General features: G+C 59.7%; 15 protein-coding genes. 14 read left to right on the top strand and 1 reads right to left on the bottom strand.

Features of this window, described 5'->3' with window-relative positions:
* Window positions 1–3: 3 nt before the first annotated feature.
* The gene (gene secF, locus KGB14_RS04450) at window positions 4–2577 is read right to left on the bottom strand and encodes a protein translocase subunit SecF (RefSeq protein ID WP_223484272.1); all 2574 of its coding nucleotides are present in this window, start codon (window positions 2575–2577) and stop codon (window positions 4–6) included.
* Between the two features lie 187 nt (window positions 2578–2764).
* On the opposite strand from secF, the gene KGB14_RS04445 reads away from it, so the two are divergent.
* The 14 genes from KGB14_RS04445 to KGB14_RS04380 all read left to right on the top strand — a co-directional run bounded on the left by KGB14_RS04445 (window position 2765) and on the right by KGB14_RS04380 (window position 19623).
* On the top strand, window positions 2765–3430 hold the full coding sequence (locus KGB14_RS04445) for a response regulator transcription factor (RefSeq protein ID WP_223484271.1): 666 nt from the start codon (window positions 2765–2767) through the stop codon (window positions 3428–3430).
* A complete protein-coding gene (locus KGB14_RS28530; protein WP_223484270.1) occupies window positions 3420–4838 on the top strand; it encodes a sensor histidine kinase in 1419 nt (472 codons plus the stop codon). Before KGB14_RS04445 ends, KGB14_RS28530 begins: the two co-directional genes overlap by 11 nt.
* Before the next feature lie 236 nt (window positions 4839–5074).
* Window positions 5075–6091 (top strand): iron ABC transporter substrate-binding protein, encoded by a 1017-nt coding sequence (locus KGB14_RS04435; protein WP_223484269.1) that lies wholly within the window; start codon window positions 5075–5077, stop codon window positions 6089–6091.
* 51 nt (window positions 6092–6142) lie between these two features.
* The gene (locus KGB14_RS04430) at window positions 6143–7693 is read left to right on the top strand and encodes an ABC transporter permease (protein ID WP_223484268.1); all 1551 of its coding nucleotides are present in this window, start codon (window positions 6143–6145) and stop codon (window positions 7691–7693) included.
* The gene (locus KGB14_RS04425; protein WP_223484267.1) at window positions 7690–8775 is read left to right on the top strand and encodes an ABC transporter ATP-binding protein; all 1086 of its coding nucleotides are present in this window, start codon (window positions 7690–7692) and stop codon (window positions 8773–8775) included. The genes KGB14_RS04430 and KGB14_RS04425 overlap by 4 nt, the downstream gene beginning before the upstream one ends.
* A 446-nt stretch (window positions 8776–9221) precedes the next feature.
* Window positions 9222–10370 carry a UDP-4-amino-4-deoxy-L-arabinose aminotransferase gene (gene arnB / locus KGB14_RS04420; protein ID WP_223484266.1) on the top strand — a complete coding sequence of 383 codons (1149 nt, stop codon included), beginning with the start codon at window positions 9222–9224 and terminating at the stop codon, window positions 10368–10370.
* The gene (arnC, locus tag KGB14_RS04415) at window positions 10367–11386 is read left to right on the top strand and encodes an undecaprenyl-phosphate 4-deoxy-4-formamido-L-arabinose transferase (RefSeq protein WP_223484265.1); all 1020 of its coding nucleotides are present in this window, start codon (window positions 10367–10369) and stop codon (window positions 11384–11386) included. The genes arnB and arnC overlap by 4 nt, the downstream gene beginning before the upstream one ends.
* Complete coding sequence (arnA, locus tag KGB14_RS04410; RefSeq protein ID WP_223484264.1) at window positions 11383–13377, top strand: bifunctional UDP-4-amino-4-deoxy-L-arabinose formyltransferase/UDP-glucuronic acid oxidase ArnA; 1995 nt, start codon at window positions 11383–11385, stop codon at window positions 13375–13377. The genes arnC and arnA overlap by 4 nt, the downstream gene beginning before the upstream one ends.
* Window positions 13377–14261, top strand: coding sequence for a 4-deoxy-4-formamido-L-arabinose-phosphoundecaprenol deformylase (gene arnD / locus KGB14_RS04405; protein ID WP_223484263.1), 885 nt, complete (start codon window positions 13377–13379; stop codon window positions 14259–14261). The genes arnA and arnD overlap by 1 nt, the downstream gene beginning before the upstream one ends.
* Window positions 14258–15907, top strand: coding sequence for a lipid IV(A) 4-amino-4-deoxy-L-arabinosyltransferase (gene arnT / locus KGB14_RS04400; RefSeq protein WP_223484262.1), 1650 nt, complete (start codon window positions 14258–14260; stop codon window positions 15905–15907). The genes arnD and arnT overlap by 4 nt, the downstream gene beginning before the upstream one ends.
* Window positions 15904–16248 carry a 4-amino-4-deoxy-L-arabinose-phosphoundecaprenol flippase subunit ArnE gene (arnE, locus tag KGB14_RS04395; RefSeq protein ID WP_223484261.1) on the top strand — a complete coding sequence of 115 codons (345 nt, stop codon included), beginning with the start codon at window positions 15904–15906 and terminating at the stop codon, window positions 16246–16248. Before arnT ends, arnE begins: the two co-directional genes overlap by 4 nt.
* Complete coding sequence (gene arnF / locus KGB14_RS04390; protein WP_223484260.1) at window positions 16245–16658, top strand: 4-amino-4-deoxy-L-arabinose-phosphoundecaprenol flippase subunit ArnF; 414 nt, start codon at window positions 16245–16247, stop codon at window positions 16656–16658. Before arnE ends, arnF begins: the two co-directional genes overlap by 4 nt.
* Entirely contained in the window at window positions 16655–18028 is a 1374-nt protein-coding gene (locus KGB14_RS04385; protein WP_223484259.1) for a UDP-glucose dehydrogenase family protein, read from the top strand. Before arnF ends, KGB14_RS04385 begins: the two co-directional genes overlap by 4 nt.
* Complete coding sequence (locus tag KGB14_RS04380; RefSeq protein WP_223484258.1) at window positions 18001–19623, top strand: ArnT family glycosyltransferase; 1623 nt, start codon at window positions 18001–18003, stop codon at window positions 19621–19623. Before KGB14_RS04385 ends, KGB14_RS04380 begins: the two co-directional genes overlap by 28 nt.
* The last annotated feature ends 8 nt before the right edge of the window (window positions 19624–19631 follow it).

Raw genomic sequence — 19631 nt, 5'->3', positions numbered from 1 at the left:
GCGTCAGTGCATGCTTTTGCTGTCGATCTTTGTCGCCAGGGTATCCAGCGCCGCGGAACACGCCGCCAGATCCGGCACCCCGGTCCTGACTTGTTTCAACGCTCTGTCCAGGGACTTGTCGATGGAGGTCCAGCCTTCAGGATCAATTGCTCGCAGCTTTTCCTCGTTTTGGTCCCAGGTGCTTTCCAGCTCGGTGATCCTGGCCCGTGCGCCTTTCATGTCGCCATTGCCGAGCAGCTTTTTGGTGTCGGAAATGATGACCTTCAGGTAGGACAAGTCGCCCATCGACCCGGCGGGAGTTGCCGCTATAGGGATGGCGGCACTGATCTGCTGGTTATCAACTTTGGCCAGCAGGGTATTCAGGGCGTCGGCACAGGCTTTCGGGTCCGGTTTGCCGGAGCGCAATTGGGACAGCGCGCGGTCGATCGATTTGTCGACCGACGTCCAGGATGCCGGCGACTTTGGCTGCAAGGTTTCTTCGGCCTGATCCCAGGCTGTTTCCAGGTCGGTGATGCGGGCCTTGGCCGCCTTCAGGTCACCGGCGTCCACTAAGCGGGCGGTGTCTACGATAATCGTCCGGAAACTCGACAAGTCGCCGAGTGAACCGGCTGCCGTCGAGGCGCTGATCTCCGTTTTGCCCGCCGTTGCCTGGGCCGGCACCCAGAACCATCCACCGACTCCGACCATGCAGACGGTCAGCAGTGCCCCCAGGAACGGCGTGGACGCCAGATGCGGGATGCGTTTGGCGCTGACGTTCAACGTCGAGCCAACCTTCGCCACCTGAAGTTTCCGCCGGGACAGCGTCAGCCAGATAGCGCTGGACATGAAAATCGACGACACCGCACCGGATATCAGGCCCAGCACCAGTGCGAGCGAGAACATCTGCAACGGTTCACAGGCAAACAGATACAGACAGGTCGACGCCATGACCACCGTCAGCACGGTGTACAGCGAACGCCCCAGCGTCTGGCTGATGCTCAGGTTGATCAAACCCCACAAGGCCACTGCATCCATTGGCGGGGACTTTTTCACGTTTTCGACAATGCGTCCGAAGATCACAATCTTGTCGTTCAGCGAATAGCCGATGATCGTCAGCAATGCCGCGATGTAGGTGACGTCGATCTCGAACTTGAACAGCGAGAAGATCGCCGAGACGATGAGGATGTCCTGAACGATCGGCAGCAAGGTCGCCAGAGCGATGGCCCAGGAGAAACGCAGGCCGATAAAGATCGCGATGCTGGCGAATGCCGCAATCACCGCATAGATGGCCCGAGTGGCAAAATCCCGTGCAACGCCGGGGTCTGCGGTGTTTTCCTCGTACTCTACGGTCTGATACCTGCCTTTGAACGCGGTAATGATCTGCTTCAGATCAGCCGGCTTGAGCACTTCATCAAAGCGCACGGCGATATGCTGATTCTGTGCGCCTCCCACGGCCACGGTGGCCGGAATAGTGCCCGCCCCGGTCATGATTTGCGTGGCGGTTTCCTGAGTGATTGTACGGTCGACGTCGATGTCCAGCGCGGTGCCGGCGGTAAAATCGATGTCCAGGTTCAGGCCGTGAGCGCGGTAGTACAGCGAGCCGGAAACGATGGTCAGCAACGAGACCACAATCGCCATTTTCCCCAGGCCCACGAAGTTGAAACGGCGGGCTTTGGTGGCGCGCGGCTTGCCCTTGCCGATCAACCAGCGCTGGCTGACCCACTGGGTATCAACCAGCCACAGCATCAACCGGCGAATCAGCAAGTAGTTAGTGGCGACACTGATCACGATGCTCACCAGCAGGGTCAACGCAAATCCTTGAATCGGCCCGATGCCCGCCGCGAATAAGGCAATCATCGCCAACGCGGTCACCAGGTTTGCATCACGTATCGTCGACAGCGAGCCGTTGAAGCCGTTTTCCACGGCTTCGCGCAGAGACCGACCGAGGTCGATTTCCTCACGCATACGCTCCAGGCAAATGATGCTCGCATCCGCCGCCATACCAATGCCCAGCACAAACGCCACCACCGCCGACAGCGACAAGGTGGCACCCGAGACGGTGAACACAATCAGCAATAGCCACAGGTAGACCAACGTACAAAACGCGGCGATCAAACCGCCGGTGCGGTACAGCCCCACCAGCAGCAGAAAAATACAGGCGATGCCGATCAGACCTGCCTGAACGGTTTCTGCCAGAGCGGTTTTGCCCAACACGCTGCCGACGGTCTGGGTGTATTTCTCGGTCAACTGCGTGGGTAACCCCTGCGAACTGCCGAGCAGCGAGCGTGATTCTTCGGCGGACGTCAGGCCTGCCAGTTTCACCCGAATATGGTTGGCGCCCTCGACGCGGATGTCCGGCTCGGTAATACCAATGCTGTCGGCACGTTTACTCAGGATCGCGACCGTCTGCAACAGGTCATCCTTGCCGAGCAGGGTCTTGCCCGGTACCGGGTTCACAACGTAATAAATCTCGTAACCGCCGCGAAACTCCAGCCCGAAGCGCACATGAGTGGCCAGGCTGGAAAATGTCGCGGCCATCAGACAGGCCAGAAGCCCCGTCAGGAGGATGAACGACAGGCGTCGACTGGAAAGGCTCATGGAAGAAATCCAGATAAGGGACTGAAAAGCGAATCGAAGCCGAAGGGCATGTTCACCACTGTCGGGCAGTCTAAAGAGGCGAAAATGAACCGCTTGTTAACGAAGTCGTATAGCTGTGCGACGGCTTGCCAGCGCGTGCCGGACATGCCATGAATGCACGCCTGCATGCCTGTTCAGAGAGCGAGTGATGAAGGTTCTGGTGGCCGAAGACAATGCCCTGCTGGGTAACAGCATCAAGCGCGGGCTTGAGGAAGAAGGCTGGGTGGTGGATCTGGCCAGGGACGGCAAAGAGGCCATGTACTATGCCGATGCGAGCGAGTACGACGTGTTGGTGCTGGACTGGATGCTGCCGCAAATGTCTGGTCTGGACGTACTCAAAGTGCTGCGCGGCAAGGGCAACGAAGTGCCGGTGATCATGGTCACGGCCAGAAGCGAGGTGGTGGATCGGGTGCAGGGGCTGGATCTCGGCGCCGACGACTATCTGACCAAACCTTTCGAAATGATCGAGTTGGTGTCGCGGCTCAATGCCCTCTATCGACGCTCGATCGCCCGTGGATCGAAATCGCTGACACTGGGCAATTTGAACATCGAACTCGACACCTTGCGGGTCAGCATCGGCGACCGTCCGCTGGAGCTCACGGGCATGGAATACGACCTGCTGGTGGCGCTGGCCGGCAAGGCTAATCAATTGCAGACCCGCACGGTATTGCTGGGGCTGCTCTACCCTTTCGACAGCGAGCCGGACAGCAACAGCCTGGACGTGCTGCTCAATCGCCTGCGACGCAAGTTGGCGGGTGCCGACGTCGAGATTGAAACCATTCGCGGCAAAGGGTTGATCCTTCGTGTGGCGTAACCTGGCGCTGAACATCAAAATCGCGCTCACACTGTTCGTGGTTCAGGCGTGTGTGTTGCTCATCGGCTATGTGTGGCTGAGTCATTGGGTGCAAACCACCCGGCTCGATGAACTTCGGCACCATCTCGATACCCAGTCGGACGTCATCGAGTCGCTGATCAGCGTCGAGAACGCGCAGTTGGTCTATCAGCGCCAGGGTGAATTCGCCTCGGAACTGGATCACGATCACGACCTGTACTTTGACCTTTCATCGGCATCGGGCGAATTGCTGCAAGATTCCAGGGGGCCGACGCTGCCAATGCGCAAAGCGCTTCGCGAGGCCATGAGTCAGGTTCGCGCCGGCGACGAAGAGACGTTCCTGTTCGATGTCGGTAACGAGAAATGGATCGCGCAGATGGGCGACCTTGAACGCGCCAGCCCCAAAGGACCGCTGAAGGCCAGGTTGTTGGTGGCCACCAACGCGCAACCGGTACTCAATGCGGTCGCGGCCTTCAAGCGTGTGGTGGCGCTGGCCGCAATAGGGATACTGCTGCTGACGACGCTTGGCAGTTTTATCGTGGTGTCGCTCTCCACCCGCAACCTTCGCCATTTCGCTCGACAACTTCGCACATTGAGGCCACCGGAATTCACGCGCCGGGTAGTGTTCGAGGCGCACTCGGCGGAAGAGAAACTGCTGTTCGACAGCTACGCGCAAATGGAAACGGCGGTTCAGGAAGTGCTGGAACATCAACGGCTGTTTATCGCCAACGCCTCCCATGAACTGAAGACGCCGATTGCTGCCGTGACCGCTGCGCTGGAGGTCATTCTGGCGCGGCCACGGCACGCCGAAGATTACGCCCAGACCTGTCGTGATGTACTGGCCGAAATGCAGGTGCTCAAGCGCCTGTCTCTCGGCCTGTTGAACCTTGCGCAACTGGAAGGCACCGCAGACATTGGCGGGCAGTCAAGCGGGTTGAATGACAATGCGCTCAATGCCGTCGAGCGCTGGCGCAAGGCCGCCGAACTCAAAGGTCTCAGCCTCTCCCTGCATCTGCTGGAGGACTATCAGGTTCAAGTCGCCGGAAATCAGGAACAATGGGAAGTGGTGTTTGGCAACCTGCTGGACAACGCCATCAAGTACACCCCGGCCGGTGGCGCTGTCGACGTCACGCTGGACGAACAACCCGGCACCGGTTTGATCATCCGGATCACCGATAACGGTGCTGGTATGTCCGCGCAAGAGGTCCGACAGTTGGGGCACGTGTTTTTTCGTGCCGACGCTGCACGGTCGCAACCCTCGTCGTTCGGGCTTGGGTTTGCCCACTGCAAGCGGATTGTCGAAAGACTGGGTGGACATCTGACGGTTCAAAGTACGCCGCAGACAGGGACCCGTGTGACCGTTGCCATTATGCGTTATAAGCCCCGGTAGGTTTGCAGCCGCGCCCAAAACCCTATTCTGATCGACGATATCGTTTGATAGTTGCCCACCACAGCATCGGTTCGGGCTTTCCGTCGACATTAAAATGACATCTATTAACGGTTTTTTTGACGTTTTTTTCTCATATTGCGCTCTACATTCGCTGCGCCTCAAACATGCAAATGATTCGCATTGTTCCGCTAATGAATCTGCGCGAGCGTACTAAAAAGACAGGAGCCGTCGACCGAATGATTTCCCGCATCCCCTCGTTCCTTAAAACAGCGTTGCTGACCACAGCTTTCCTCGGCGCCGGTCACGTGTATGCCGCCGCGCAGGCTGACGGTATCGTGGTCTACAACGCTCAACACGAAAGCCTGACCAAATCCTGGGTCGAAGGTTTCACCAAGGAAACCGGCATCAAAGTGACCGTGCGCAATGGCGACGACACCGAGATGGGCAATCAGCTGGTGCAGGAAGGTGCAGCTTCCCCGGCCGACGTGTTCCTGACCGAAAACTCCCCGGCAATGGTGCTGGTCGACAACGCGGGGCTGTTTGCACCGGTTGCGCCGACCACGCTGGAACAAGTGGGCGCGACCTATCGTCCGGCGCATGGCAAATGGGTAGGGATTGCCGCACGCTCCACGGTGTTCGTGTACAACCCGAGCAAGCTGGCCGAAGCAGACTTGCCAAAATCGCTGATGGACCTCGCCGCACCGAACTGGAAAGGTCGCTGGGCCGCTTCGCCGGCCGGTGCCGACTTCCAGGCCATCGTCGCTGCCGTGCTGGAACTCAAGGGGGAAGCCGCTACCCTCGACTGGTTGAAAGCCATGAAAACCAACTTCACCGCTTACCGGGGCAACAGCGCCGTGCTCAAGGCGGTCAACGCCGGTCAGATCGATAGTGGCGTGATCTATCACTATTACAGCTTCGTCGATCAGTCCAAGACCGGCGAGAACAGCAAGAACACCTCGCTGCACTACTTCAAACACAAGGATCCAGGTGCGTTTGTCAGTCTGTCCGGTGGCGGCGTTCTGGCCTCCAGCCAACACAAGGAACAGGCCCAGGCATTCCTGAAATGGATTACCGGCAAAGACGGCCAGGCGATCCTCAAGAACGGCAACTCGTTTGAATACGCCGTGGGCAAGAACGCAGAATCCAACCCGAAACTGGTACCGCTGCAGCAACTCGACGCCCCGGCTGTCGACGTCTCGAAACTCGACAGCAAAAAAGCGGTAGAGCTGATGACCCAGGCAGGGTTGCTCTAATTGCTTCCTGAAACTCTACCGGTGGAGGTCGCTGCGGCGCCCTCTGCAAACTTGCGCACACGCTCTCGCGGCCTCTTCGCGGGCCGCGGTGGTGCATGGGTGATTGGTTTGTCGGTGCTGGTGTCATTGCTGGCGTTACTGCCGATTGCTTTCGTCATCGGCGTGTCGGTACAGACCGGCTGGGCGACGCTTGTGACGCTGGTATGGCGCCCACGTGTCGGCGAGTTGGTGATCAACACCGCGTTGCTGGTGTTGCTCACCATTCCCTTGTGCATCGCGCTAGGGCTGGCGCTGGCCTGGTTGACGGAACGCACCAACTTGCCGGGGCGGCGTTGGTGGTCGCTGTTGGCGACGGCGCCGCTGGCGGTGCCGGCATTCGTTCACAGCTATGCCTGGGTCAGTCTGGTCCCACCGATTCACGGGCTGTTTGCCGGCGTTCTGGTTTCGGTCATCGCCTATTTCCCGTTTCTTTACCTACCGATAGCGGCGACGTTGCGCCGGCTCGATCCGGCCATCGAAGATGTCTCCGAGTCGTTGGGGCTCAAGCCCTGGGCGGTGTTTTTTCGCGTGGTGCTGCCGCAATTGCGCCTGGCCATCTGTGGCGGTGCCTTGCTGGTGGGGCTGCACCTGCTGGCTGAGTACGGTCTGTACGCGATGATCCGCTTCGACACCTTCACCACGGCCATCTTCGATCAGTTCAAGTCCACCTTCAACGGGCCTGCCGCCCATATGCTGGCCGGCGTCCTCGCACTCTGCTGCCTGGCCATGCTGACTGCCGAGTCGGCTGCCCGCGGCACGGCGCGTTACGCCCGGGTCGGGTCGGGAAGCGCGCGCGAACAAAGGATCGTGCGTCTGAATTTGCGCACCACCCTGCTCGCGTTCATGCTGCAAGGCATGACCTGTGCTCTGGCACTCGGTGTGCCGTTGATCACCCTTGGTAAATGGCTGATCGCCGGTGGCGCACAAGTCTGGCAACTGAGCGAACTGCTGCCGGCGCTGGAACAAACGCTCATGCTCGGGGCCGCTGGCGCGCTCATTACTACATGCGCGGCCATCCCGATTGCCTGGCTGTCGATTCGCTCGCCGGGCCCGTTGCAGCGCGTGCTGGAAAGCTGCAACTACATTACCAGCGCGTTGCCGGGGATTGTCGTCGCGCTGGCATTGGTGACCCTGACGATTCATTTTGCCCGGCCGATTTACCAGACCACCTTCACAGTGCTGCTGGCTTATTTACTGATGTTTTTGCCCCGCGCCCTGGTGAGTTTGCGCGCAGGCATCGCCCAGGCGCCGGTGGAGCTGGAGAACATGGCCCGCAGCCTCGGCCGTTCGCCCGCTCGGGCGTTGTGGCTGATCACTTTGCGTCTGGCTGCACCCGGTGCTGCCGCTGGCGCTGCGTTGGTGTTTCTGGCGGTCAGCAATGAGTTGACCGCGACCCTGCTGCTCGCCCCCAATGGCACGCGCACCCTGGCCACCGGTTTCTGGGCAATGACCAGTGAAATCGACTATGCGGCCGCGGCGCCCTATGCCTTGCTCATGATTCTGCAGTCGCTTCCGTTGACCGGACTTCTTTATCACCAATCCAAACGCACGGCTGGCCGATGAACGCTCTTGAACTCCACTCGATCTGCAAGTCCTACGGTTCTCACCGAGCCCTGGAGAACATCAACCTGTCGGTGCCGACAGGAAGCCGTACGGTTATCGTCGGCCCGTCCGGTTCGGGCAAGACCACCTTGCTGCGAATGATCGCCGGTTTCGAATTCCCGGACTCGGGCAGCCTTTCGCTCAATGGTCAGACGCTGGTCGACAGCAGCCACGAGGTACCCGCGCATCAACGGTTGATCGGCTATGTTCCGCAGGATGGCGCACTGTTCCCGCACATGACCGTAGCCGCCAACATCGGTTTCGGGCTTGCGGCCAAGGGCATTGCCAAACAGGAGCGTATCGCTGAGTTGATGGACAGCGTGGCGCTGGATGCGAGCATGGCCAATCGTTGGCCGCATGAACTCTCCGGCGGCCAGCAACAGCGTGTCGCGCTGGCCCGGGCCCTGGCGCAACAGCCACGATTGATGTTGCTGGACGAGCCGTTTTCGGCGCTCGATACCGGTTTGCGCGCCGCCATGCGCAAATTGGTCGCACGGCTTCTGGCAGACGCCGGTGTCACGACCATTCTGGTGACACACGATCAAAGTGAAGCGTTGTCGTTCGCCGATCAGTTGGCGGTGATGCGTCAGGGCCGGTTAGTCCAATCCGGACGTCCGCTGGACCTTTATCGCTATCCCGCAGATGAACAAACCGCCCTGTTTCTCGGGGACGCCGTGATCATGCCGGCCAGAATCGAAGCAGGTTGGGCTCATTGCGATCTGGGTCGCATACCGGTCGACAACCACAGAAACAACGGATCAGCGCAAATCATGCTGCGCCCCGAGCAACTTCAGCTGATCAGCGCACCCCACGGCCTGGCGCAACCGGACGGCTGTCGCGGTGTGGTCACCGAGTGCGATTTCGGCGGAAACACCTGCACCTTGACCGTGGAATTGCAGTCGTTGGCGGCGGATGAACGTCCGGGGCGTTCATTGCTGGTGCGCAGTTCCGGCATGCACGCGCCACCCGCTGGCAGCGAGGTTCATGTGTCGACCATCGGCCATGCTCATGTACTGAGCGCTTCCACAGGTTCCGTGCTTTAACGGACTGGCACCAGGGTCAACAGGTTGGTTTTTGAAGCTTTTGAATCGGTCAATCAAGCGAAATCGCTTTGAATGAAAACAGTTCAAAAAACAACTAAGCAATGCAGCACAAGTCCATTAAGGCGGGCACTTGTGTACGCCTTCCCCTATAAAAAGCGCGATGAGCGGCAGCAGCCTGAACAGTGGCTGTATGAGCTCGAGATAAACGAATCGCCCACCGGTTTTTCATATTCCTTTCACAAAATCACGCTTAACCTCAATGGGGTCCGAGATGACGCCTTTGTGGGCGTCCAACGTGCTGACCATGACACGAGAAATCAACCGATGTAATTTGTCACAAATTTCCGGCAACTGCTTGATGCAGCTTTTGTTTTGGCGTCTACTCTGCCATTGGATCCAGTGCTTTTAACCTTCATGGTTATTCATTTTCAAGTTCCGAGGTGCTCATGAGTCAGGCGTTTCTACCCTTCTCCCGCCCCAGTATTGGCGATGAAGAAATTGCTGCCGTAGAGCAAGTACTGCGCTCTGGCTGGATCACTACCGGCCCGAAAAACCAGCAACTGGAAGAACACTTCGCCCACTATGTCGGCTGTCGTCATGCCGTGGCATTGTCCTCGGCCACCGGCGGCATGCACATTACCTTATTGGCCTTGGGCATCGGTCCCGGCGATGAAGTCATCACACCGTCCCAAACCTGGGTGTCGACCGCCAACATGATCTGCCTGCTCGGCGCGACACCGGTTTTCGTCGACGTTGACCGCAACACGTTGATGAGTGATCTGGCGAGCATCGAAGCGGCGATCACGCCACGTACCAAGGCCATCGTTCCGGTACATTACGCCGGCGCGGCGTTCGACCTGGACCCACTCTACGCACTGGCCGACAAACATGGCATCGCCGTCATCGAAGATGCGGCTCATGCAGCAGGCACTTTCTACAAAGGTCGTCACGTCGGCGCCCAAGGCACGGCGATCTTCTCGTTCCACGCGATCAAGAACATGACCTGCGCCGAGGGCGCCATGTTTGTCAGCGACGATGATGCTTTGGCCACTCGTGTGCGCATGCTCAAGTTTCATGGCCTGGGCGTTGACGCTTACGACCGCCTGACCCACGGCCGCAAACCCCAGGCCCAAGTGATCGAACCGGGCTTCAAGTACAACCTGGCCGACATCAATGCCGCCATCGCCCTGGTACAGCTGGAGCGTCTGGATGCGATCAACGCCAGGCGCACGGAACTGGCCCAGACCTATTTGCAACGCCTGGAAGGTTTGCCGGTGCAACCGCTGGCCATTCCGGAGTATGCACAGCAGCACGCCTGGCACCTGTTCATCCTGCGCATCGACGCCGAACGTTGCGGGCTGGACCGCGAGGCGTTCATGAAGGCTTTGCAGGAACAGAACATCGGTACCGGCATTCACTTCATCGCCACCCACCTGCACACTTACTACCGGCAGCGTTTCCCCAACATCTACCTGCCCAACACCGAATGGAACTCGGCGCGGCTGTGTTCGATCCCGTTGTTCCCCGACATGACCTGCGATGACGTCGATCGTGTCGTCGGCGCCATTGAAAAAACACTGGACAGAAGCCTGTGAAACCTTATCCGATCCGTTGCGTATCAATCGTCATCCCGGTCTACAACGAGCAAGACAGCCTGCCCGAGTTGCTCCGTCGCACCGAAGCGGCGTGCCGGCAACTGCACCATGATTACGAAATTGTGTTGGTCGATGACGGCAGCCGCGACAACTCTGCGCAAATCCTCGAGGACGCTGCCAGTCGCGACGGCAGCCCGGTGGTGGCGGTCATTCTCAACCGCAACTACGGCCAGCACGCGGCGATCATGGCCGGGTTCGAACAGTGCAAGGGCGATGTGGTCATCACCCTCGACGCCGACCTGCAAAATCCGCCTGAAGAAATCCCGCGGCTGGTGGCTCAGGCCGAACTGGGCTACGACGTGGTCGCCACGGTGCGCAACAACCGTCAGGACTCGGCCCTGCGTCGCTGGCCGTCGAAGCTGATCAACCTCGCCGTGCAGCGCTCCACCGGCGTTGCCATGAGCGACTACGGCTGCATGCTGCGCGCCTACCGCCGGACTATCGTCGACGCCATGCTCGCCTGTCGTGAACGCAGTACGTTCATTCCGATCCTGGCCAACAGCTTCGCCCGGCACACCACCGAAATTCTGGTGACCCACGCCGAGCGCGAACACGGTGAATCCAAATACAGCCCGATGCGCCTGGTCAACCTGATGTTCGACCTGATCACCTGCATGACCACGACTCCGCTGCGATTACTGAGCATCGTCGGCTTCTGCATGGCGACGCTCGGAGTGCTATTCGCCATCGCGTTGGTTGTGCTGCGCCTGGTTTTCGGTGCCGGTTGGGCCGGTGGCGGCACATTCGTCCTGTTCGCCGTGCTGTTCGTTTTCACCGGCGGCCAATTCATTGGCATGGGTCTGTTGGGTGAGTACCTGGGCCGCATGTACAGCGACGTCCGGGCGCGTCCACGGTTTTTTATCGAAAAGGTTTTGCGTAGCACCCCCTCTGTTCCTGCCCCCGCTGTCACCGTTGACGGTCTCACTTCCACTTCTTCAGATCAGGTTCTCTCATGAGTGCAAAAGCTGTTGTTTTCGCTTATCACGATATTGGCTGTGCCGGCATCGAAACCCTGCTTGCCAGCGGTTTCGAGATTGCCGCCGTGTTCACTCATCCCGATGACCCGAAGGAAAATGCGTTCTATGGCTCGGTTGCACAGCTGTGTGCCCGCAAAGGCATTCCGGTGCATGCCCCGGAAGACGCCAACCATCCGCTGTGGATCGAGCGCGTCAGCAAGCTCAACCCCGATTACCTGTTTTCGTTCTACTACCGCAATCTGTTGAGCGAACCACTGCTGGCCACGGCCCGCAAAGGCGCGTTCAACCTGCACGGCTCGTTGCTGCCACGCTACCGTGGCCGCGCACCGGCGAACTGGGTGTTGGTCAACGGTGAAACCGAAACCGGCGTGACCCTGCACCGCATGGTCAAACGTGCCGATGCCGGCGCAATCATTGCTCAGCAACGGGTGGCGATCGAGCGCACCGACACCGCGCTGACCCTGCACGGCAAATTGCGCCAGGCCGCCAGCGATCTGCTGCGAGACACTTTGCCTGCACTGCTTCAAGGCAAAATCAGCGAAACCCCACAGGACGAATCCAAAGCCACAGTGTTTGGTCGTCGTACTCCAGCGGATGGCAAACTGGTCTGGAGCAAACCGGCCGAAGAACTGTTCAATCTGGTGCGTGCCGTGACCCAGCCTTATCCGGGCGCGTTCTGTGCCGTGGGCGAGCACAAGTTGATTGTCTGGAGCGCGGATGTCGTCAAGGGCAACGAAGGTCAGGCACCCGGTCGGGTCATCAGCGTCGATCCATTGCGAATCGCCTGCGGTGAAGACTCACTGGTAATCAACGCCGGTCAGCGTAACGACAATGGCCTGTACCTGAGCGGCCCGCAACTGGCCAACGAGCTGGGGCTGGTCGATGGCTCGGTGCTGCGTGGCGCCGAGTCGGGTCGTGCCCCCCGTCGCACCCGGGTGCTGATCCTTGGCGTCAACGGCTTTATCGGCAATCACCTGTCCGAGCGCCTGCTGCGTGACGACCGGTATGAAGTGTACGGTCTGGACATCGGCTCGGACGCCATCGAGCGCCTGCGCAGCCATCCGAATTTCCACTTCGTCGAAGGCGATATCAGCATCCACTCGGAGTGGATCGAGTACCACATCAAGAAATGCGACGTGGTTCTGCCGCTGGTGGCGATCGCCACGCCGATCGAATACACCCGCAATCCACTACGGGTGTTCGAACTGGATTTCGAAGAGAACCTGAAACTGGTTCGCTACTGCGTCAAATACAACAAGCGCGTGATCTTCCCGTCGACCTCGGAAGTCTATGGCATGTGCCAGGACACCAACTTCGACGAAGACAGTTCCAACCTGGTGGTCGGGCCGATCAACAAGCAACGCTGGATCTACTCGATCTCCAAGCAGTTGCTCGACCGGGTGATCTGGGCTTATGGCCAGAAAGGCCTGAACTTCACCCTGTTCCGTCCTTTCAACTGGATGGGCCCACGCCTGGACCGTCTGGACTCGGCGCGCATTGGCAGCTCCCGGGCCATCACACAGCTGATCCTGAACCTGGTGGAAGGCACACCGATTCGTCTGTTCGATGGCGGCGAGCAGAAACGCTGCTTCACCGACATCGCCGATGGCGTCGAAGCTCTGGCGCGGATCATCGACAACGAGAACGACGCCTGCAACGGCCAGATCATCAACATCGGTAACCCGGACAACGAAGCCAGCATTCGTCAATTGGGCGAAGAGCTGCTGCGTCAGTTCGAGGCTCATCCGCTGCGCGACAACTTCCCGCCGTTCGCCGGTTTCCGCGATATCGAAAGCAAGGCCTTCTACGGCACCGGCTATCAGGACGTGTCTCACCGCAAACCGAGCATCGCCAACGCCAAGCGTCTGCTTGACTGGGCACCCACGGTGGCGATGAACGAGACCATCGGCAACACGCTGGACTTCTTCCTGCGCGAAGCCATGCTCGAAATCGCGGACAAAAAACGTTGATGCAGGCAGGCCTTCGAATCGATGTCGACACTTACCGAGGCACCCGTGAGGGCGTGCCTCGGTTGCTCGAAATGCTCGATGAAGCACAGGTCAAGGCGACGTTTTTCTTCAGCGTCGGGCCAGACAACATGGGGCGCCACTTGTGGCGCCTGATCCGTCCGCAGTTTCTCTGGAAGATGCTCCGCTCCAATGCCGCCGGCCTGTATGGCTGGGACATTTTGCTGGCGGGCACCGCGTGGCCGGGCAAACCGATCGGTCGCGACCTCGGGCACCTGATGCGTCAGACCCTGGCGGCCGGGCATGAAGTCGGCCTGCACGCCTGGGATCATCACGGCTGGCAGGCCAATGCCGGACGCTGGAGCGACGCGCAACTGATCGAGCAGATTCGCCGTGGCGTTGACAGTCTCAGCGATATCCTTGGAAAAAAGGTAGAGTGCTCGGCGTCCGCCGGCTGGCGTGCGGACGAGCGCGTGATCGAGGCCAAACAGGGTTTCGGCTTTCGCTACAACAGCGATTGTCGGGGCCAGAGTCTGTTCCTGCCGACGTTGGCCGATGGAAGTCCAGGTACACCGCAAATCCCGGTAGACCTGCCGACTTTCGATGAGGTGGTCGGTCCGACCGTTACGGCCAGGGACTTCAATACTTTCATTCTTGAGCGGTTCACTGCGCAAACACTCAACGTCTACACGATCCATGCCGAAGTAGAAGGGATTCTGATGGCCAACGATTTTCGTCAACTGCTGGCCGATGCGCGCCGACAGGACATTCATTTCCAACCCCTGGGCGATCTGCTGCCCGAGGCACCCGCCACGTTGCCCATGGGCCATGTCGTGCGCGGCACCCTCGAGGGCCGAGAAGGTTGGCTGGGGGTACAAGGCGCATGAGCAAGCGCTGGGCATTGCCGTTATTGCTGGTCGTTCTTGCGCTGGCGTACTTGCTGCCGCTGGGCACCCACGGCTTATGGATTCCCGATGAAACCCGTTATGCCCAGATCAGCCAGGACATGCTCCTGAGCGGTAACTGGGTGTCACCACACTTCATGAGTCTGCGTTACTTCGAAAAACCGGTGGCGGGCTACTGGATGATCGCCATCGGCCAGGCGCTGTTTGGCGACAACCTGTTTGGCGTGCGTTTCGCCTCGGCGCTGAGCACCGGGCTGAGCGTATTGCTGTGTTACCTGATTGCCCGTCGGTTGTGGAACGAACCGCGCAAGAGCTTTGCCTGCGCGCTGCTGTACATGAGCTTCACGATCGTCGCCGGGCAAGCCGGCTATGCCAACCTCGATCCGCAATTCACTTTCTGGGTCAACCTGAGCCTGGTGGCTTTGTGGTTTGCGCTGGACAGCGTCGGCCGTGGCCCGCGTCTGCTCGCTTGGGCGATGCTGGGGCTGGCCTGCGGCATGGGCTTCATGACCAAGGGTTTCCTCGCCTGGCTGCTGCCGGTGCTGATCGCCCTGCCCTGGATGCTCTGGCAAAAGCGCTGGAGGGAATTACTGACCTACGGCCCGGTGGCGATTGCCGTGGCCATCGCGGTGAGCCTGCCGTGGGCTTTGGCAGTACACGCACAGGAGCCCGATTACTGGCGGTTCTTCTTCTGGCACGAACACATTCGCCGCTTCGCCGGTGATGATGCTCAACATGACGCACCGTGGTGGTTCTACCTGCCGCTGCTGGTGGCATTCAGTCTGCCGTGGGCGGCGTTGCTGCCATCAGCGCTGAAACAGGCCTGGCAGACCCGGCATCAAGCCAGCATCGCCTTTCTGTTGCTGTGGCTGCTGATGCCGTTGGCGTTTTTCAGCCTGAGCAACGGCAAATTGCCCACTTACATCATGCCTTGCTTGCTGCCCCTGGCGTTGTTGCTGGGCCATGCCCTGGCGGACCGCCTCAGGCTGGAACAGGGCCGCGCACTGGGAATCAATGGCCTGCTGAATTTGACGCTGGGCCTGATCATTCTGATTGCGCTGATCTATCTGCAATTGAAAAAGCCGCTGTATACCCATGAACTGCACAATCTGATGCTGGTGTTTATCGGGTTGATCGGTTGGATCATGGCCAACCTGCTACAAGCGTTCCGCCCGTTGCAATGCTGGGCGGCACCGGCCTTCGGCAGTTTGTTGCTGATCGGCGTGCTACCGGCCGGGCTGCCCGATTCGGTGGTGGCGAACAAGATGCCCGACCAATTCATCCTCCAGCACATCGGGGAACTGGCGCAGAGTGGCAAGCTGTTGAGCAACGACCTGGGCGCCGCTTCGGCCCTGGCCTGGCGCCTGAAGCGCCCTGACGTGGCGTTGTACAACACGATAGGTGAATTGAAATACGGCCTCGGATATCCTGACGCAACAAAGCAGCGAATCGACCCGGACAAGGTGCAACAGTGGATGCGCGAAGCCCGGCAGAACGGCTCGGTCGGCGTGGTGATGCGGGTCAAGGGCGATGACGAGTTGCAAGAAATCGAACAACTGCCCAAAGATGGCAAACGTTATGAACAAGGCAACCTGGTGATTCTGATCTTTCCTCAGGGGGCGTCGTGAGTCTGCTGCTGCTTTTGGTCGCCTGCCTGCTGACTTGCCTGGGCCAGATCGCCCAGAAGTACGCCGTGGAAAGCTGGCGCGGCAAGACGTCGGGCTGGGGCGAGAAACTGCGTTCGCCGTGGCTGTGGCTGGCGCTCGCCTCTCTGGGATTGGGTTTGCTGGTCTGGCTGCTGGTGTTGCAGCGCCTTGAAGTCGGTATCGCCTACCCCATGCTGAGCCTGAATTTCGTATTGATCACGCTGATCGCACGCTTCGTCTTTCACGAAACCATCGACCGTCGTCACTGGTTGGGCGTGGCGCTGGTGATTGGTGGTGTGGCGCTGCTGGGGCAACACGCATGAGCCTGCGTCGCGGAATCACCTTCGCCCTGATCAGCGTGCTGCTGGGCAGCGCCGCGCAGTTGGGCATGCGTTGGAGCATGACCCGCCTGCCCCATCCCGAACAATGGTTATCCGCCTTGAGCAACCGCAGCGTCGATGTCTCCGCCGTGGCGGTCGTATTGGCTGCCATCCTTGCCTATGCCGTGTCGATGCTCACCTGGCTCGCCGCCCTGCGGGATTTGCCCCTGGGCCGGGCTTACTCGCTGCTGAGCATCAGCTACGCGCTGGTGTATGTACTGGCCGCCAGCCTGCCATTATTCAACGAAACCTTCAGTCTTTCGAAAACACTGGGGGTGGCACTGGTCATCCTCGGTGTTATCACTATCAACTCTCGACCTGCTCGTGCGCCCGAATTTAGGAGTGCTTCATGAAAATCAGTGTATTTGGTAGCGGTTATGTCGGCCTGGTGCAAGCCGCCGTCCTGGCTGAAGTCGGCCACGACGTGGTGTGCATGGACATCGACGAGAAAAAAGTCGCGTTGCTGCAACAAGGCCATGTGAGCATCTTCGAACCGGGGCTGGCCAGCCTGGTGCGCGAAAGTCTGGATGCCAAGCGGCTGCAGTTCACCTCGGACGAAAAATTCGCGGTGCAGCATGGTCAGGTGCTGTTCATCGCCGTCGGCACGCCGTCCCGGGAGGATGGTTCGGCGGACTTGCAATACGTGTTGTCCGTAGGTGACGCAGTGGCGCGTCACCGTGAGCAGCCGGTAATTCTGGTGGAGAAATCCACGGTGCCGGTGGGCACGGGCGATACGCTGCGCGCCCATATCGACAAGTGCCTGGCCGGTCGGGCATTGCAGTTCGATATCGTCTCTAACCCCGAGTTTCTCAAGGAAGGTTCGGCCGTGGCCGATTGCCGACGCCCGGATCGCATCATCATCGGCTGTGAAGGTGATGAGGTGCGTGACGTGATGCGCGACCTCTACGCCCCATTCAACCGCAACCATGACCGCGTCATGTTCATGGACCTGCGCAGCGCCGAGCTGACCAAATACGCCGCCAACTGCATGCTGGCGACCAAAATCAGTTTCATCAACCAGATCGCCGAACTGGCCGAGCACCTGGGCGCCGACATCGAGTCGGTGCGGTTGGGCATCGGTGCCGATTCGCGCATCGGTTACCACTTCATCTATCCCGGTTGCGGTTACGGTGGCTCGTGTTTCCCCAAGGACATGCGCGCACTGATTCACAGTGCTCAAGAGGCCCACTGCTCCAGCGACCTGCTGCAAGCAGTGGAAGCCATCAACGAGCGGCAGAAACACAAACTGTTCGACCGCATCAACGCCTTCTACAAAGGCGACTTGCGTGGCAAAACCTTTGCCGTGTGGGGCCTGGCATTCAAGCCCAATACCGACGATATGCGCGATGCGCCGAGCCGGGTGCTGCTCGAATCGCTGTGGGCCGCCGGGGCCAATGTGCGGGCATTCGACCCGGAAGCCATGCAGGAAACCCAACACCTTTACCCTGATGAGCCGAAGTTGATGCTCATGGGCACACCGGAATCGGTGCTCGCAGGGGCCGATGCACTGATCATCTGCACCGAATGGCAGCAATTCAAGGCACCAGACTTCGAGCTTATCCAGCAACGGCTCAATGCACCGGTGATCTTCGACGGGCGCAACCTGTACGATGCCGAGCGCCTGGCCCGTAGCGGCTTCCTGTATTTCCCGATGGGCCGCGGTGAATCACGCAAGCTGCCGATTCCGCTTCAGCAATGGCCGGCAGCCTCGGTCGTCGCGTGATCACGGCATCACCTGGCATTCGTCGGCAGTCCCTGGGGGTTGGGCTGCTGGCGTTAATGCTGTTCATCGCCGGGGTTTATCAGCAAGCGGCGATCGGTTTCGATTCGCGGTTCGTGCTGTTCGCCCAGGAAATGTTGCGTCATGGGCTGTCGTTTTTCCCGACCACCTATGGCCAGCCCTATGCCGATTACTCGGCGGTGTCGACCCTGTTCATCTGGTTGCTGTCCCTGCCCTTCGGGCAGGTCAACAGCCTCAGCGCCTGGTTGCCAAGCGCCATCGCCGCCGCCGTGATCGTCACGTTGATGTACCGGTTGCTCGCGCCGTACTCCAGACGCTGGGCCCTGCTGAGCATCGCCCTGATGCTGCTGACCAGTACGTTTGTCACTGAAACCCGTGCCGTGTCCCAGGACTTGATACTGGCGGCCGTCGCTTTTTCAGTGTTCTACCTGGGTTACGTCACCGATCATTTCGCAGCGCCCCGTCGGTGGCCGCTGATCTTTGCCTTGTTGCTGCTGGGCTTCGGGGTTCGTGGGCCGATCGGGCTGGTGATACCCACTGGCATGCTGTGCAGCTATTACGTGCTCAATCGCCAATGGTCGCGGTTGTTCGGCTTCGGCTTGCTGGCGGCTGTATTGTTGGCCGTGTGTGTTGGCGCGCTGCTGTGGCTGGCTGAAACCAGTGGTGGACCGGCCTTCATGCAAGACGTGGTGCGCATGCAGTTCATGGGGCGCATGGACGGCAGTGAAGGTGTCAGCGGTTCGCTGTATTACTTCACCAGCTCGCTGGGCAACTATGCACTCGCCTATCCGCTGGCACTGCTGGCGTTGGCTACGGTCTGGCTGACGAATCCGCGGCAGGCCGGTCCGACATTGCGTCTGTTGCAGTACTGCACGGCGGCCGGATTGATCGTGATGATTGGTTTATCGATTCCCCAGGCAAAAAAAGCCCGCTATCTGCTGCCGATGTTGCCCATGGCGGCGATCATTGCGGCGTACCCGTTTCAGGTGACGCAGGGTCGGGTGTTCGGCTGGTTACGGGGCTTGATGCAAGGGCTGTGGTTGCTGATTCCGGGGCTGTTGATTGTCGTATTGCTGGTCGCTCAGCGGCGTCTGCCCACGCAACCGGCTGCCTTTGTGCCCGTTCTGATCGTGCTTGCGGCCCTGCAAATTATTGCGCTGGCGGCGTGGTTCCGGTCGCAGTGGCGGGCCGAGGTATTGGCCTGTTGCGCAGTTCTGGCGCTTTGGTCGGTTTACATCCTGGTGTTTGAACCGGTCGAACGTCAGCTTTACGATACGCAAACCTTCAGCCGAGCCGCATTCGCACAGGTTCAGAAAGACCCGGCGCCGCTGGTGCTGTACGGCATGGGCAAGGACGCCAAGGCGATCAAGTTCATGGTCAATATCGAGCAGGACCTGCAACCGGTGTTCACCGAATCCATTCAGGAACTGGAGGCCCTGCCCGGCCCGGCCTGGTTGATGATGGACCGCAACGACCTGAAGGCCCTGCAAGGCACTCGCCTGAGCAACTTGCAACCGGTATTGAGTGGGCGTTTCGATAAAAACGATTTCGTGTTGCTGCACACGTCCCCCTTGTAGGCGCTGCC

The organism is Pseudomonas sp. A-RE-19 (assembly GCF_019956555.1).
Taxonomy (GTDB): domain Bacteria; phylum Pseudomonadota; class Gammaproteobacteria; order Pseudomonadales; family Pseudomonadaceae; genus Aquipseudomonas.
The sequence above is the reverse complement of the archived record's forward strand: the minus strand, read 5'-3'. Positions and strand labels throughout refer to the sequence as shown.

Bases quoted from the DNA above. Each gene is read 5' to 3' on its own strand.
- secF (WP_223484272.1), bottom strand. From the start codon at position 2,577: ATGAGCCTTTCCAGTCGACGCCTGTCGTTCATCCTCCTGACGGGGCTT.
- KGB14_RS04445 (WP_223484271.1), top strand. From the start codon at position 2,765: ATGAAGGTTCTGGTGGCCGAAGACAATGCCCTGCTGGGTAACAGCATC.
- KGB14_RS04435 (WP_223484269.1), top strand. From the start codon at position 5,075: ATGATTTCCCGCATCCCCTCGTTCCTTAAAACAGCGTTGCTGACCACA.
- KGB14_RS04425 (WP_223484267.1), top strand. From the start codon at position 7,690: ATGAACGCTCTTGAACTCCACTCGATCTGCAAGTCCTACGGTTCTCAC.
- arnB (WP_223484266.1), top strand. From the start codon at position 9,222: ATGAGTCAGGCGTTTCTACCCTTCTCCCGCCCCAGTATTGGCGATGAA.
- arnA (WP_223484264.1), top strand. From the start codon at position 11,383: ATGAGTGCAAAAGCTGTTGTTTTCGCTTATCACGATATTGGCTGTGCC.
- arnD (WP_223484263.1), top strand. From the start codon at position 13,377: ATGCAGGCAGGCCTTCGAATCGATGTCGACACTTACCGAGGCACCCGT.
- arnT (WP_223484262.1), top strand. From the start codon at position 14,258: ATGAGCAAGCGCTGGGCATTGCCGTTATTGCTGGTCGTTCTTGCGCTG.
- arnF (WP_223484260.1), top strand. From the start codon at position 16,245: ATGAGCCTGCGTCGCGGAATCACCTTCGCCCTGATCAGCGTGCTGCTG.
- KGB14_RS04385 (WP_223484259.1), top strand. From the start codon at position 16,655: ATGAAAATCAGTGTATTTGGTAGCGGTTATGTCGGCCTGGTGCAAGCC.
- KGB14_RS04380 (WP_223484258.1), top strand. From the start codon at position 18,001: ATGGCCGGCAGCCTCGGTCGTCGCGTGATCACGGCATCACCTGGCATT.